This window comes from Pseudomonas sp. NFPP25 (assembly GCF_900116505.1).
GTDB classification, from domain to species: Bacteria; Pseudomonadota; Gammaproteobacteria; order Pseudomonadales; family Pseudomonadaceae; genus Aquipseudomonas; species Aquipseudomonas protegens.
Genome location: NZ_FPBG01000007.1, coordinates 1 through 15,144 on the forward strand (window position 1 = coordinate 1; position 15,144 = coordinate 15,144).

Consider the following 15,144-nt stretch of genomic DNA (forward strand, 5'->3'; position numbering starts at 1 on the left):
GACGTGGACGGGCTCGAACCCGAGCGCTTCCGCCAGGCCTGGCAGGCGGCCATCGACAGCCATGACATCCTGCGCAGCGGCTTCCTCTGGCAGGGCGAGCTGCCGGCGCCGATCCAGGTGGTGCACAAGCGTATCCGCCTGGACTTTGTCGAGCATGACTGGCGGGCGAACGAGGCCGTGCCGGCCGCCCTGGATGGCTTGGCCGAAGAAGAGCGCCTGCGTGGTTTCGACCTGCTGGCCGCGCCCCTGCTGCGCCTGACCCTGGTGCGCACTGGCGAGCAGCGTTACCACCTGATCTACACCAACCACCACATCCTGATGGACGGCTGGAGCAACTCACGGCTGCTCGGGGAAGTGCTGCAACGCTATGCGGGGCAGTTCGCGAGCCATGCGCCCGGGCGCTACCGCGACTACATCGCCTGGCTGCAACGCCAGGACGCCACCCTTAGTGAGCATTTCTGGAAACAGCAACTGCAGGGGCTGGATGAGCCGACCCGTCTGGCCCAGGCCATTGCTGCCGGTGCACGCGCGCCGCTGGAGGAGGGCCATGGCAGCCATGGCTGCACCCTCGACGAGGCCCAGACCCGCAGCCTGGGCGAGTTTGCCCGCCAGCAGAAAGTCACGGTCAACACCCTGGTGCAGGCCGCCTGGCTGTTGCTGCTGCAACGCTGCACCGGGCAGGACACTGTGGTGTTCGGCGCCACGGTGTCCGGCCGGCCGGCGGAACTCAAGGGGGTGGAGCAGCAGATCGGGCTGTTCATCAACACCTTGCCGGTGGTGGCCGCGCCACTTCCGCAGTTGTCGGTCAGCGACTGGTTGCAGGCCGTGCAGGAGCGCAACCTGGCCCTGCGCGATTTCGAACACACGCCGCTGTATGACGTGCAACGCTGGGCGGGCCTTGGGGGCGAGGCACTGTTCGACAACATCCTCGTGTTCGAGAACTACCCGGTGTCCGAAGCCCTGGAGAAAGGCTCGCCGGCACAGTTGCAATTTGGCGCGGTAGGCAATCATGAGCAGACCAACTATCCGCTGACGTTGTCGGTGTTTGTCGCTGAACGCTTGTCATTCGACTACAGCTATTCGTACCAGCACTTCAGTGGCGCGGTGATCCGGCAACTGGCCGAGGGCCTGCAGCACCTGCTGCTGGCCATGATCGGCAACCCCGGGCAGTGCCTGGGGGATCTTTCGCTGCTCAGCGACGGGCAACGGACGGTCGTTGAACAGGAGTCCCGCCGGGCGGCCGGGCAAGTGGGCCGGGGCCTGAATATCCACCAGTTGATCGAAGCCCAGGCCGCGCGCACTCCGGATGCCGTGGCGCTGCTGTGCGCCGGTGAGCAACTGAGCTATGGCCAGTTCAACCAGCGGGCCAACCAGTTGGCCCATAAGCTGATCGAGCAGGGTGTAGGCCCGGATGTGCGGGTGGGCATTGCCGTGGAGCGCGGGCTGGACATGATTGTCGGCCTGCTGGCGGTGCTCAAGGCCGGTGGCGCCTACGTGCCGCTGGACCCCGAGTACCCCCAGGAGCGCCTGCACTACATGATGCAGGACAGCGGCATCCAGTTGCTGCTGACCCAGTCGCCGCTGCTGGAGCGTTTGCAGGATGGCCTCGCGGTGCCGTACCTGTGCCTGGACCAGGCTCCCGTCTGGCTGGCCGGTATGGCGCAGGGCAACCCGCCTGAGCGCAGCAGCGCGGAAAACCTGGCCTATGTGATGTACACCTCCGGCTCCACCGGCCGGCCCAAGGGCGTAGGTATTACCCACAACGCCCTGAGCCAGCACGCACGGGCCACCGCCAGCCATTTCAACATGACGGCTGCGGACCGTGGCTTGCAGTTCTCCACCTTCAACTTCGATGCCTTTGTCGAACAGCTGTACCCGGCGCTGATCCGTGGTGCTTCGGTGGTGATCCGCGGCAAGGCGCTGTGGGACAGCGAAACCTTCTACCGCGAGCTGATCGAGCAAGGCATCAGTATCGTCGACTTGAGCACCGCCTACTGGTTCATGCTGGGCAAGGACTTCGCCGCCAAGGGGCCGCGGGACTTTGGCCGCCTGCGTCAGCTCAACCTGGGGGGCGAGGCCATGCCGGCGGAAGGCGTGGCCGCCTGGAAGCAGGCCGGCCTGAAACACGCCTGCCTGCTCAACACCTACGGGCCCACCGAGGCCACCGTGAGTGCCACGGCCCATGACTGCGGTGCCTACCTGAAGGGGACCGAGCCGCTGCCGGCGGTGATTCCACTGGGCAAGGCCCTGCCGGGCCGTTCCATCTACCTGCTGGACAGCAGCGGCAACCTGCCGCTCAAAGGTGTGATGGGCGAGCTGATGATCGGTGGCGACCTGCTGGCCCGGGGTTACCACGACCGCCCAGGCCTGACTGCCGAGCGTTTCATTCCCGATCCGTTCAGCAGCGATGGTGGGCGCCTGTATCGCTCCGGCGATCTGGCCCGCTATGACGCCGAAGGCGTGATCGAATACGCCGGGCGCATCGACCACCAGGTGAAGATCCGCGGTTTCCGTATCGAAATGGGCGAGATCGAAGCGCGGCTGCTGGAGCTGACGCCAGTACGCGAGGCGCTTGTACTGGCCCAGGACGGCGCGAGCGGGCCACAACTGGTGGCTTATGTAGTGCCAGCCGCGCAGGTGGCGGCCGATACGCCGCAGGCCCAGGCGCAACTGCGCGAGCAATTGAAAGCGGCCCTCAAGGAGGTGTTGCCGGACTACATGCTGCCGGCGCACCTGCTGTTCCTCGAAGCGCTGCCGTTGAGCCCCAACGGCAAGCTGGACCGCAAGGCCCTGCCCAAGGCCGACGCCAGCCTGTTGCAGCAGGCCTACATCGCCCCACAGAGCGAACTGGAACAGCAGGTCGCGGCGATCTGGGCCCAGGTGCTGGGCGTCGATCAGGTGGGCCTGGACGACAACTTCTTCGAGTTGGGTGGGCACTCCCTGGATGCCTTGCGCCTGATCGGCGCCATCAACCAGGCACTGGCTGTGCAACTGAGCATCAATGCGCTGTTCACGGCGCCGACCGTGGGGCAACTGGCTGGTGTGATCGCAGCCGGTCAGCCCGACAGTGCACAGAATGTCATCGCCCTGGGTGGCTCCGGCCAGCCGCTGTTCTGCTTCCACCCGGCGGGGGGCAGCGTGTATGGCTACCTGCCGTTGGCGGCGCAGTTGCGCGACCGTTGCGCGGTGTATGGCGTGCTGCACCAGGCCTACCTGCAAACCGACTGGAGCGAGGTTTCATGGCAGGCCATGATCGAGCGCTATGTCGCCAGCATCCGCCAGGTGCAGCCGAGCGGTCCCTACTATCTGGCGGGCTGGTCCCTGGGCGGGTCCATTGCCATGGACGTGGCCAGCGAACTGGAGGCGGCGGGAGAGACGGTGCGTTTCCTCGGCCTGCTCGACCCGACACCGCCTCAGGGCGCCGGGGACGATCAGATCCAGACGCAGGAGATGCCAGTCACTGTGACGGCCGAGTCCGAGTGGCAGGCGATCATCGACAAGCTCTGCCAGCAGTTCCCGGGCAGTGCAGAGATGATCGAGAGCCGCTTGAGGCGCGAAGCCGAGCTCGACTGGCAGAGCATCCATGGCTGGGTGGCTGGCAATATCCCCCTGGCTCCCGGCGAGCTGGATCGGGTGGTGGGGCTGTTCAAAGCCGAGTTCGACGCCTCGCTGGTCAGCGCGGTGTTCAATGACTTGAGCGCCTTGTCTGCGGCCTATGCCTATCGCCCCCTGCGGGTTGCGCCGCGGCTATGGTGGTCCAGCGATTATGCCCGGGAGCGGATCCAGATCATGGAGCAGGCCATGGGTCGTGAGGTGCAGGGTGGTGAGATAGCCGCTTCATATCATATCGAAGCCCGCCATGAAGCCATGGTGGACAGCCGAGCCTTGCTGGAGAGCTTCACAGAGCAGTTGCTGACCTGCTTGAACTGAGACACCGACAAAGGCCTGGACCGGCAACGGTCCAGGCCTTTGTCGTTTTCGTCATAAGCAAATCAACGGCTCGCCCTCGCTCTGTAGGAGCTGGCTTGCCAGCGTAGGCGTCACCCGGGGCGCTGCATGACTTGCGGGCCTCTTCGCCGGCAAGCCGGCTCCTACGGGGATCTGCACCGTGCATCTGACTGCTGTAGGAGCTGGCTTGCCAGCGAAGACGTCACCCGGGGCGCTGCATGACTTGCGGGCGCCTTCGTCGGCAAGCCGGCTCCTACGGAAGGGGATGTGGGAGGGGAGGGGAATTCATCGCGTTGCAGGATCTGGCTTGCCAGCGAATGCGCACGAGTCTCAAGGGCGCCTTCGCCGGCAAGCCGGCTCCTACAGGGGGAGGACGTGATTCACAGAGACCAGCTGACCGTGACCATGGCATTGCGCGGGTCGCCGTAGAGGCTGGTGCCGTAGTCGGTGTTGGTGCCGATGCTCTGGTAGTAGCGCTTGTCGAAGAGGTTGTTGACGTTGAGGCGAATGTTCACATTCTCCGAGGCCTTGTAGCTGGTCATCAGGTCCACCAGGGCGTAGGACTTCTGTTCGATGCGGTAGTCGAAGGTGCTCAGGTAGTCGTTGGTGCCCTTGTTGTAGATGGTGTTCTGGCCATAGATCCCGCCGCCGATGGTCCAGCGGTTAAGGTCGCCGGGCAGTTGGTAGGTGGTGAAGGCCTTGAACACGCTGCGCGGGATGTCGGTGTCGAACAGGCGGCCGACGTTGGCTTCATTGGAGTCCTTGGTGTACTTGACCGAGGCATAGGTGTAGCCCGCCCCCAGTTCCCAGCCCGGGGCCAGGGTGCCGTTGATTTCCAGCTCGATACCTTCGCTGCGCACCTGGCCCGCGGCTTCGTAGCAGGTGCTTCCCACCGGGTTGCACTGGTTGGGGTTGAGTACCTTGGCACGGTTTTCCTGGTCGATGCGGAAGATCGCCGCACTGGCATTGAGTTTGCCGTCGAAGTACTCGCCCTTGATGCCCAGTTCGTAGTTCTTGCCTTCGATGGGCTTGAGCGCGCCGTTGGAGGTGTCGAGTTCGGTCTGTGGCTTGAAGATATCGGTGTAGCTGACATAGACCGAGTGGTTCTGGTCCAGGTCATAGATGGCTCCGGCATAGCGGGTCAGGTGGCGTGTCACTTTGTTCGGCAGGCTGGAGGCGGAGGCCTTGCCGTTCCAGGTGGTGGTCACGTCATAGTCGTACCAGTCCAGGCGGCCGCCCAGGATCAGCTTCAGGTCATCGGTGATGCTCAGACGGGTGGTGACGTAGGTGCCTTCCAGCTGGCTGGTACGGCGTTGTGTCCAGGGGTTGGCACTCATGTCCGGCTTGGGAATGCCGCTGGGCTTGTAGATGTTGGTGTGGGTCTCGAGGTCGATGGGCAGGCCCTTGCCTTTGAACGTCAGGTCGCGCCGGCTGGCGCCCACCACCAGTTCATGGGTACGCCCGAACAGGGAGAAGGGACCGGTGACGTAGCCGTCGTAGCTGTTTTGCTGGTCTTCGTAGTCGTAGCGACCGATGTTCTGGCCGAACTCATCGTAGTTGGCGCCCATGCGTTCCGGAATGGAGCCGAGCATGTTCAGGTCCGACCAGCTCTTGCTGGCGGACAGGAGCATTTTCCAGCTGTCGGCGAAGCGATACTCCAGGCGGCTGAACGCCGTGGTGTTGTTCTGATCCCAGTACTCCCACTTGCTGCCCAGGTAGGTCGAGCGCTTGAGGTGCAGGTCGCTGCCGTCGGCTGCAACCGGCAGGCCACCCCAGGAAGTGTTGTTTCTGCCGCTCTGGTTGGAGACGCCAAAAGTGAAGGTGGTGTCTTCGTTCAGGTCGGCCTCGGTGATGCCGTAGAACACGTTGCGTTCACTGCTGACGAAGTCCTGGAAGCTGCCCTTGCTCTGATAGGCGGCGACCACCCGGCCGCGCAGGGTGCCGCTTTCGTTGAGGGCGTTGGAGGCGTCGATCTCGGTGCGGTAGTCGTCCCAGCTGCCGGCGCTGCCGGTGACGGTGACCCGCGGTGTGGCGGTGGGGCGCTTGCGCACCATGTTGATCGCTGCCGACGGGTTACCTGCGCCCTGCATCATCCCGGTGGCGCCACGCACCACTTCCACATGGTCGAAGATAGCCATGTCAGCCGAGGAGTTCATGTCCCGGCTCAGGTAGTGGGTCAAATCGTTGGGCAAGCCGTCGGTCATCAGGTTTTCGACGGCAAAACCACGGGAGTAGAAGGTCGGCCGCTGCGGACCGTCCTTGGTGATGGAAATGCCGGGGGTGGCCTTGAGCACATCCTCCAGGGACCTCATGTTCTGGTCATCCATGCGTTGGCGGGTGATGACCGTGACCGACTGCGGGGTTTCCCGGGCCGTCAGCGACAGCTTGCTGGCGGTCTGCATGGCCCCGGTGGTGTAGGAACCTGTGTCCTCGGTGGTGGTGCCCAGGCCCTGGCCGCTGACGGTGCTGGTCCCCAGTTCCAGCGAGCCGTTGCCACCATGGTTGCGGATAGTGACCGAGTTGTCCTTGAGGGTGTAGGCCACCCCCGTGCCATTGAGCATGGCCGCGATGGCCCGCTCCGGCGAATAGCTGCCGCTGAGGGCGTTGCTGCGCTTGCCTTGCACATCGTCAGGGTTGTAGAGCACCTGCATATTGGCCTGGCGCCCGAACTCCTGCAGGGCCGCAGACATGGACTGCGAGACGATGTTGAAATGGATTTCCTGGGCCTGGACCTGAGCCATCAGTGGCAGGGTCAGGGCCAGGCCCAGGGTGCGGGAAGCCAGTTTTGGCGAGAAGGCCTGGCGAAGCAGCGCTTTCGTCAAAGGGGTCAGTCGGTGTTGTGCGGGCATGCTCATATGCTCTTATAGATCCGGCAGATGTAGTGACTGTTAATGGTATTAATTCTCAGTTCTGTCTGTATGACGCATCAGCTGCCATAAACCGGAAACAATCACGCCGGTTGCAGTTCAGTCAGGACTCGTCCGGCCTTCATGCGCACCAACTGGTCGGCAATGTCGAAGTAGCGATCGTCGTGGCTGATCACGATGATGGTCTTGCCCAGGCGCTTGAGATCGGGCAGCAGCTCGGTGTAGAAAATCCGCCGGAAGGCCGGGTCCTGGTCGGCGGCCCATTCGTCGAACACCAGCACCGGGCGCTCTTCCAGCCAGGCATTGACCAGGGCCAGGCGCTTGCGTTGGCCGGTGGACAGGTCGGTGGTGGTGAAGGCGCCATCCTTGACGCTGACCTTGTGGGCGATTTCCAGGCGGTTCAGGTACTGGGTGGCGACGTCCAGCGACTTGCCGGCATTGCCCTGGACCAGGTCGTCGAACAGGTAGTAGTCGGCAAATACCGTGGTGAACAGCTGCCGGTAGTCATCCCGGGCCCGGTCGGTCACCGCTTCGCCATTGAGACGGATCTCCCCGGACTGGGGCTGGTACAGGCCCAGCAACAGCTTGATCAGGGTGGTCTTGCCGCAGCCGTTCTCGCCGACGATGAAGACGATGTCGCCCTGCTTGATGTTCAGGTTGATCGGGCCCAGGTGGAACGGTTCGCTGCCTTCCACCGGCGGCGGGCTGTAGCGCACCTCGCGCAGTTCCAGGCTGTGCACCACCGCTTGCGGCGCTTCGCTGTCGTCCATCAGCAGGTGCGGCTCGGGAGAGGAGAAGCGTTCGGATAGTTCGCTGATCCGGGCGAAGGCGATCTTGGCCTTGCCGACGATGGGCAGGTAGCCGACCACGTGTTCCAGCGGGCCCTTCATGTACAGCAGCACCAGCACGAAACCGGTGATCACCGCAGGATCCGGGTTCGGGTAGTAGGCCTGCATGGCCAGGGCCAGGCCGATGACCACGAAGAACAGCATCGAGCCGAAGCTCTTGGCCAGGATGTAGATGTTTACCGAGCGCACCTGGATATCGCTGATGCGATCCGCGGTTTTCTGGATGCGCTGGGTATTCATGCGAAAGCGCCGGGGCCGGTGAATGCGCAGCTCCTTGGCGCCGGAGGCAATCGCGTTGTAGTAGCGCTGCAGCTCGTCCTCATGGTCGCGAGCCTCATCGAAGCCCTTGATGCCCTTGCCGCCGGCCACCAGCTGCACACTGGTGCCGATGATAATGGCCACCACCATCATCAGGAACATCGGCACCGAGAGGTACGCCAGGTAGCCCAGGCAGCCCAGGGTGACGGTGGTGGCGATGGCCAGGGGAGTGAAGGCGAAAGAGAAGTCGCTGATGGTGTCGACGTCGTGGGTCAGTACCGGGATCAGGCGGTGGGAGCGATAGCGCTCGATCTGGGTGATGGGCGCCGAGAGTACTTTTTCACCCAGGTCCTTGCGCAGGGCGGCAATGATCCGTTGTCCCACATAGTTGGTGCCGATGTCCGAGACGATGGAGCTGATCAGGGCCAGCACGCACAGGGCGGCGAAGGTCAGGACCACGCCTTGGGTCATGCCGGTCGCCGAGTGCAGGGCGTTGTTGATGGTGGCCAGCAACAGGGTGATGGCCAGGCCGCCGGCCATGCCCAGGGCAACGGAGATCACCACGATGGTGCGAAAGGGCCTGAGCAATGCGAGCAGACCGTTGAAGGCGCCGCGCTTGGGGTCGGTCATAAGTACTTCCCAGAGAGTGGATAGAGGGTCGTAGCACGCAGACCCTTACCCCTGACAAACGAAGCGCCGACGCCAGTATTTAGCTCGGCATGCCAGCCCGGCGGGCACTGCGGATAAATTGCCCTGCCTGTGGTTCGTTCTTGTTCTGTGGGCGCACGTGTATCGACGCAGTGCCTGAACCATTGAGCGAGAGCGAGCAAATGACAAAGAAGAATCTGGTGTATGTCTGGTCCCTGCGAAATGCCGCCGCCGACAAGGCCGGGCAGGCGGTGGCTTACAAGGACCACGAGCGCTACATGAAATCGGTGCTGGAATTTCTGGTCCAGACGCTGAACCAGACCCCCCTGGGCGAGGCCTACGAACTGGTGGGCGTGGTCTACGACGATGACGAGCAGTCGCCACGGGACCAGCAGTTGGTCAGCGACTACGGCTTTGCCTACCAGCCGGGCCGCCAGTGGTTGTACCCGGCGGACCTGGAAGTGCAGGGCAAGCGGGTCAACGACTTGCTGCTGAGTGTGCCGTCCACCTATCGTCGCCATCCCCGCGGCAGTGCCGAACACATCGCCGGCAAGCAGGATTTCGAACGCCGCCTGCACGACACCCTGGTGGAGCTCAAAGCCGATATCGTGGTGCTCGACGGCCTGCTGGTGATCCTCGATGAACTGGTGCGCCCGGGAGCGCCTTTCGCCCGGCGGATCATGAACATCCACCCGGGCATCACCCGCATCGAATCGCCCTATGAGCGTCGCGGGGCCTATGCCACCTGGAATGCCCTGTACGGCGCCCGTGGGCAGAAAGTAGTGGATTGGGCGACGAAGGAAACCGAGCCGACCGCGCCGCTATACCTGACCGGGGCGTCGTTCCACTACGTGGACAACGGTATCGACTCCGGCGAGGTGCTGCATGACGTGCTCAACACCGAAATCGGCCCCGAGGACACCATCCTCGAACTGCGCTGGAACAACTTCAACAACAGCCTGTTCCCGGCCTTGCGCCAGGGCCTGTGGCTGATGCTGGAGAACCTTCGCCAGGCTCAGGCCGGCAAGTCCCGGGACGTCGCCTGATACTGCCAGTGGCCCGGTGCGGTTGTTGCCCCGGGCCGCTGTTCATCGGGGTGTCTACTTGTGGCTGGCGCCGGGCTGTTCCAGCTCACGCACAACTCGGAAGCTCAGCCAGTCCCCGCGCACTTCGCGCTTGCGGCTGTTGCGGTTGCCCGAACGCGAGAATACCGGTGCCTCGCCCCAGTCGTTGCCGCGAATCTGGGCATCCAGGCACACCCCTTCCGACTCTTCCATCCAGGCCCGGCCATCGGCAGGTGCGCCCACGTAGTCGGGGTGCCAGCAGTCGGCGACCCATTCATAGACGTTGCCGTGCATGTCATACATGCCGAAGGCATTGGGCGGATAGCTGCCCACCGGGGCGGTGAAACTGAAGCCGTCCTTGGGGCCGTAGGTGTTGGCGTGCTTGGTGATCTGGTACTGGCCTTCCTCGTCGAAAGGGAAGGGGAAGGAACCGGTGCTGCCGGCGCGTGCGGCGTATTCGCGTTCCGCCTCGCTGACCATGCGGTAGTGCTTGCCGGTTTTCTTCGACAGCCACTGGGTATAGGCCTGCACGTCGGCGTAGTCGACGCAGACCGCCGGCTGGCGCGGCCCCTGTTCATAGCGTGGCTTGCTGGCCTGGCACAGGCGGCCGGGGCGGTCGTCGCCGTCCTTGATCACGGTACCGGTTTCGCGGATGTAGGCATCAAGCTCGGCGGCAGTGACATGGAAGCGGCTCATGGCGAAGGCGTTCTTGAAGGTCACGGTGTGCTGCGGGCCTTCATCGGGCTCGCGGCCCACTTCGTCTTCCGGGGTGCCCATGACAAAGCTGCCGGCCGGCAGGACCACCATTTCCGGGCAGTTCTTGCAGTCCTTGAACACGCTGCCGGGCTTGGGCGGTTCTACCGCGTGTGCGTTGAGGCTGATCAGGCAACCGGCCAGGGCGGCCAGGGAGGAACAGGCGATGGGTTTCATCAGTCAATAGCCTTGTGCAATGTGAGTTCAGGGGGCGTGGCAACGGCTCAGGCGGTCTTGCTGCTGCGCAGGCGCTTGCCCAGCAGGTCCATCGTCCGGTCGATATCCGCCTCGCTGTTGAGCAGGCCGGGGGCCATGCGCACCACCGGCCCGGCATCGCGGTCCACCGCGTCCACCAGGATGCGGTTCTCGATCAACCAGGCGGCGGTGGCGTCGGTGTCCAGGTTCTGGCCGCGGAAGAAGGTGAAGCCGGCGGAGTGCTCCGGGCTCAGGGGTGTTACCAGCTCGATGCCCGGGTGCTCCTGCAGGCGCTGCTTGAGGTAGCTGTTGAGTTCATGGATGCGCGACTGGATGTTGGCCTTGCCCAGCTGCATGTGCAGGTCGAAAGCCTGGTCCACAGCCCAGCGGTGCTCGAAGCTGTGGTAGCCACCGGGGGTCATGGTGGTGGCGAAGTTCTGGTTTTCGGAGAAGGTCGCCACCATCGGCGTCAGGTGTTCGAGTTGTTCCGAACGTGAGCAGAAGATCCCGGTGCCGCGCGGGCCGAACATCCATTTGTGGGTGCCGGCGACGAAGAAGTCGCAGTTCAGGTCGGCAAAGGTGATGTCCTCCACCCCCAGCCCGTGCACACCATCGACGCAGTAGAGAATCCGCTCGTGCTCATCGCGATTGCGGTTGTGCTGGTCCACCAGCTTGCCGATCTCGCCGATCGGCAGTTTCACGCCGCTGCCCGACTGCACCCAGGTCATGCCCAGTACGCGGGTGTTGGCGCGGATGTTGCGGTCGATGTTGCCCAGCACTTCGTCGGTGGACATCCGGTGGGGCGACTTGAACAGTTCGATGGTGCGCACCTGGGTGCCGTCGCGCTGGGTGCGGTACTTCAGCGCGTTGCGGGTCGAGTAGTGCTCGTGAACCGTGGTCAGGATCTCCTGTCCGGGGCGCACGTGGATGCCGCCATACATCAGGGCCAGGCCTTCGGTGGTGCTGCCGGTCAGGGCCACCTGGCCGGGCTTGATCTGCAGGTAGCGGCCGACACTTTCGCGCACCTGGGCCTCGCGCTTCCAGGTGTACTGGGTGTCGTAGTCCATGGCCATGGCCGGGTTGCGGTCGAGCACTGCGCGGTATTTTTCGATGGCCTCGCGCACCGGCCTCGGGTGCGAGGTGATGAGGAAATTGGCCAGGTGCACGTAGTCCGGGTCGAGGTCGAACAACTGGCGCAATTGGGTCCACTGCGAAGCACTGGCGGTGGCACTGTCGGCCCGGGCCTGGCTGATGGCGAGGTTGCCCAGGGGCAGGGCGGCGGCCAACAGGCCTGCTTGTTTGAGGAATGTCCGACGGTTGGTCACAGGAAGGCTCGTGGTCATGGGTTAGCCGGCGATGGCGGGTTGAGGGGCGGGTTTTGCAGGCTTGGCCAGTTTCTGCACCTGTTCCCAGACGCGCAGATAGTTCTCGCCCCAGAGCTTGGCGATCTCGATATCGCTGTAGCCACGCTGGATCAGCTCGGCGGTGACGTTGCGGTTGTCCGCCACGCTCATCCAGCCATTGACGCCACCGCCCTCGTTGAAGTCCGAGCTGATGCCGACGTGGTCGATGCCGACTTTCTTCACCGTGTAATCGATGGCGTCGACATAGTCCTTGAGGCTGGCCTTGGGTTCCTCATCGAGGATGCCGTACAGGGAGCTGGCGTATTCGCCAAAGCGCTGTTCCGGCCAGATGGTGATCACGGCGTCGCCGGGCATCAGTGCGTTCTCCAGGCCTTGCAGTGGCCCGAGGTCGAAGCGCTTGCGCAAGGCATTGAGCTTGTCCAGGGTCGGCTGGCTGAGGGGGCGCAGGTAGGTGGAGAAGCCCACGACCTGGATCACCCCGCCGGTGGCCTTGATCTGTTGCATTTCCTGGTCGCTGAGGTTGCGCGGGATATCCACCAGCGCCCTGGGGGCGGAGTGGGAAGCCACCACCGGTGCCCGGGTCAGGCTCGCAACGTCGTCCAGGGCCTTGCTCGACATCTGCGAGACGTCGATCACCACCCCCAGGTCATTGAGCCGCTGCACCGCCTGCTTGCCGATGGGCGAGAGGCCGCCGAGGGCGTCCCGGGTGTCATTGAAGAAGGGCAGCGGGCGCGACGAGTCGGCCCAGTCGTTGTTGCCCACATAGCTGAAGCCGAACAGGCGCATGCCCCGTGCGGCCCACTGGTCCAGCTGGTCCAGGTCGTCGCCCATGGCGTAGGCGTTGAGCAGGCTGATCACCACCGCCACCTTGCCTTCCGAGGCAATGCGGCGCAGGTCGGCGGGGGTGTAGGCGATGGCGGCCTGGTTGGGGAAGTCACGCACCATGCCCTGGATGATCCGGTAGCGGGTCTCGCGCTGGTGGCGGGCTTCCTCGACGAAGCCGGCGGTGGGGCGGTGCGGCGCGTTGGCGCCGTTCCACATCTCCGGCCAGGCCAGGATGCTCAGGGCGGCGCCGGACATGCGGCCGCGACCGGCCTTGACCAGGTCGAACTGGCGAGAGGTGTCCTTGTCCGCTTCGCTGCCTTCGGTGCCGAAATCCAGGGGCACGGTGATGTGGCTGTCGAAGGAGATGATGCGTTCTTGCAGGTCGTTGGCGTGCTTGACGATCTCGCTGGGGTAGGACACCCGATCCTTCCAGTAGTAGTGCCAGGCCGCGCCGGCACCGACGCCGAGGGCGGCGATGATAAGTATCAGCAGGCTCAGATAGAGGGTTTTCTTACCAGATATTTTGATCATTGCTATCCCAGTCGCAGGCGGGCTGATGACGGGGTCGGGCCCTGGGGTTCAGTGCTGCCGGGTCCGACCTTTTGTGCACATCTATCCGCGATAAACGAGCTGGCCGAGAGCAAATTTAGCGTCGCGGCAATCGCTGGCCGGTAAATTTCCCTGCAAATCCAACGTTCTAGCTAGATGCGTGACGCGCCACTGGATAAAGGTAGAGCGATGAGGTTTTCGAGAAGAGGATTTTTGACCGGTCTGGCGGTGACGGGAGCGGCTATCCCTGTGGCGTACTACACCCAGAAGGAGTTGCTGCGTCAGGATGTTCGCCGCAAGGAAGAGCAGGAGATCACCCCCGGGGAAGCCAAGCTGGAGGTGGCCCTGGACCCTGGCGTGCGCCTTGCCGATCACCTGCGGGGCATCTGGGATATCGAGTTTCTCGACGCCAACGGACCGCAATCCCTGCCTCGTAAAGGTTGTGAGTTGTTACTGGATGCCGGCCCCACCGGGCGCGGCTTGCGTGGCCTCCTGGGGCGTGCGCAGAGCCTGCGAGGCGACGGCCCGGTGGAGTTCATGGTGCAGGGCGACCTGGCGTCGGTGGACGCCGCCAGGTTGCGCTGGCGCTTGTTTGCCGGTGGCCGCATCGCCGGTGCCCCCAGCCATGAATGCCAGGTGGTGCTCGATGAGGTCTGGGCCAGTTGGGGCAATGCCGGCAGCGGCACCCTCAGTGGCAGCCTGCAGTCGCTGCAGGCGTCACCACTGGCGCCGGTATCCGCGGCGCGTTTTGTGGCGCGCAAGCGAGTCTTTCCTGCCGCCCGGGACCAGAGCGGGCTGAGCCCCGCCTTGCTGGCGTGGCTGGTATCGCCGCAGCACCGCCTGTTCCATCAGCTCTGGCACGCTTCGCGGGACCGTTGGCACACCCTGCCCAAGGACAAGCGCAACAGCCTGCGGGGGCTCGGCTGGCAGCCGGGCCCGGTCAAGCATGAACGTGACGCCCGTGGGCGGCGCAAGCACCGCAATGCCTCGGGCATCGATTTTCTGTTCATGCACCGGCACATGCTCCTGCACGCCCGCTCGTTGCAGCCGGACCTGGTGTCCTGGCAGCAGTTGCCGCAGCCCTGTGCCCGCCTTGAGCAGGACCGGCAGGCCTTTATCCGCTATTACGAAAACCACGACGGCTGTTCGGTGCCGCCGGCCTGGGTGGCCGACGACGATGAAGAGTTCACCCAATGGCTGCACGGGCTGAAAAGCGATGCGGCGTTCTATGGCAACTTCCAGGTCTGGGAGTCGCAGTACCAGGACCCCGAGTACCTCAGCCGCCTGACCCTGGGCCAGTTCGGGTCCGAGGTCGAGCTGGGCCTGCACGACTGGCTGCACATGCGCTGGGCGGATGTCGCCCGCGATCCTTCCAACGGCATGCCGGTGATGGAAGCGCGCCTGTCCTCGGACTTCGCCGGGCGCTGGTACCAGCCGCAGAATGACTTTCTCGGCGATCCCTTCTCGTCCCACGTGCACCCCATGTTCTGGAAATTCCATGGCTGGATCGATGACCGGATCGACGACTGGTTCCGGGCCCACGAGCGCTACCACCCCGGCGAAGTGTTGCGCCGTGAGGTCAATGGCGTGCCCTGGTTCGCCCCCGGGCGTTGGGTCGAGATCGACGACCCGTGGCTGGGGGCCTCGACCCATGGCTGCGGCCCCCTGGGCAATGCCCCGGGAGAAATGTCCCTGGAGATGGATCAGGAGGTCATGAAGCTGGCCTTGCGCATCGCCCTGAGCCGCGACGAAGAGGTGCCGGACCTGCTCAAACGGGCACCGCGCCGGCCCTGGTATGCCCAGCACTTGAAGCTCTGAGGCGGGG

Annotated in this window: 8 protein-coding genes; 3 read left to right on the top strand and 5 right to left on the bottom strand. The window is 64.2% G+C overall.

All coding sequences use genetic code 11. The annotated features are described in order from the left end of the window. Window positions 1–3,930, top strand: a 3,930-nt coding sequence (locus tag BM382_RS25275) for a non-ribosomal peptide synthetase (RefSeq protein WP_139238033.1), incomplete at its 5' end; no start/stop codon positions are given. Between the two features lie 398 nt (window positions 3,931–4,328). Here BM382_RS25275 and BM382_RS25280 read toward each other — a convergent pair. Continuing rightward, entirely contained in the window at window positions 4,329–6,803 is a 2,475-nt protein-coding gene (locus tag BM382_RS25280; protein WP_072444619.1) for a TonB-dependent siderophore receptor, read from the bottom strand. A gap of 95 nt (window positions 6,804–6,898) precedes the next feature. Beyond that, window positions 6,899–8,551 carry a cyclic peptide export ABC transporter gene (locus BM382_RS25285; protein ID WP_019094654.1) on the bottom strand — a complete coding sequence of 551 codons (1,653 nt, stop codon included), beginning with the start codon at window positions 8,549–8,551 and terminating at the stop codon, window positions 6,899–6,901. Window positions 8,552–8,751: 200 nt separating this feature from the next. Between BM382_RS25285 and BM382_RS25290 the strand changes: the two genes are divergently transcribed. Next, a complete protein-coding gene (locus tag BM382_RS25290; protein WP_072444617.1) occupies window positions 8,752–9,615 on the top strand; it encodes a formyltransferase family protein in 864 nt (287 codons plus the stop codon). A gap of 54 nt (window positions 9,616–9,669) precedes the next feature. On the opposite strand, the gene BM382_RS25295 is transcribed toward BM382_RS25290, so the two are convergent. Genes BM382_RS25295 through pvdM form a run of 3 tightly spaced genes read right to left on the bottom strand, consistent with a single transcriptional unit; the run spans window position 9,670 to window position 13,301 of the window. Then, entirely contained in the window at window positions 9,670–10,563 is an 894-nt protein-coding gene (locus tag BM382_RS25295; protein WP_011062370.1) for a dihydropyoverdine dehydrogenase, read from the bottom strand. 47 nt (window positions 10,564–10,610) lie between these two features. Then, window positions 10,611–11,906, bottom strand: coding sequence for a pyoverdine-tailoring periplasmic protein PvdN (locus BM382_RS25300; protein WP_011062369.1), 1,296 nt, complete (start codon window positions 11,904–11,906; stop codon window positions 10,611–10,613). 21 nt (window positions 11,907–11,927) lie between these two features. After that, window positions 11,928–13,301, bottom strand: a complete 1,374-nt coding sequence (pvdM, locus tag BM382_RS25305) for a pyoverdine-tailoring dipeptidase-like protein PvdM (RefSeq protein WP_019095850.1) — start codon at window positions 13,299–13,301, stop codon at window positions 11,928–11,930. A gap of 207 nt (window positions 13,302–13,508) precedes the next feature. Between pvdM and BM382_RS25310 the strand changes: the two genes are divergently transcribed. Then, window positions 13,509–15,137, top strand: coding sequence for a pyoverdine maturation tyrosinase PvdP (locus BM382_RS25310; protein WP_053159574.1), 1,629 nt, complete (start codon window positions 13,509–13,511; stop codon window positions 15,135–15,137). Window positions 15,138–15,144: the final 7 nt, after the last annotated feature.

Excerpts from the sequence above, each read along its gene's own strand:
- BM382_RS25280 (WP_072444619.1), bottom strand. The coding sequence starts at position 6,803 with ATGAGCATGCCCGCACAACACCGACTGACCCCTTTGACGAAAGCGCTG.
- BM382_RS25285 (WP_019094654.1), bottom strand. The coding sequence starts at position 8,551 with ATGACCGACCCCAAGCGCGGCGCCTTCAACGGTCTGCTCGCATTGCTC.
- BM382_RS25290 (WP_072444617.1), top strand. The coding sequence starts at position 8,752 with ATGACAAAGAAGAATCTGGTGTATGTCTGGTCCCTGCGAAATGCCGCC.
- BM382_RS25295 (WP_011062370.1), bottom strand. The coding sequence starts at position 10,563 with ATGAAACCCATCGCCTGTTCCTCCCTGGCCGCCCTGGCCGGTTGCCTG.
- pvdM (WP_019095850.1), bottom strand. The coding sequence starts at position 13,301 with ATGATCAAAATATCTGGTAAGAAAACCCTCTATCTGAGCCTGCTGATA.
- BM382_RS25310 (WP_053159574.1), top strand. The coding sequence starts at position 13,509 with ATGAGGTTTTCGAGAAGAGGATTTTTGACCGGTCTGGCGGTGACGGGA.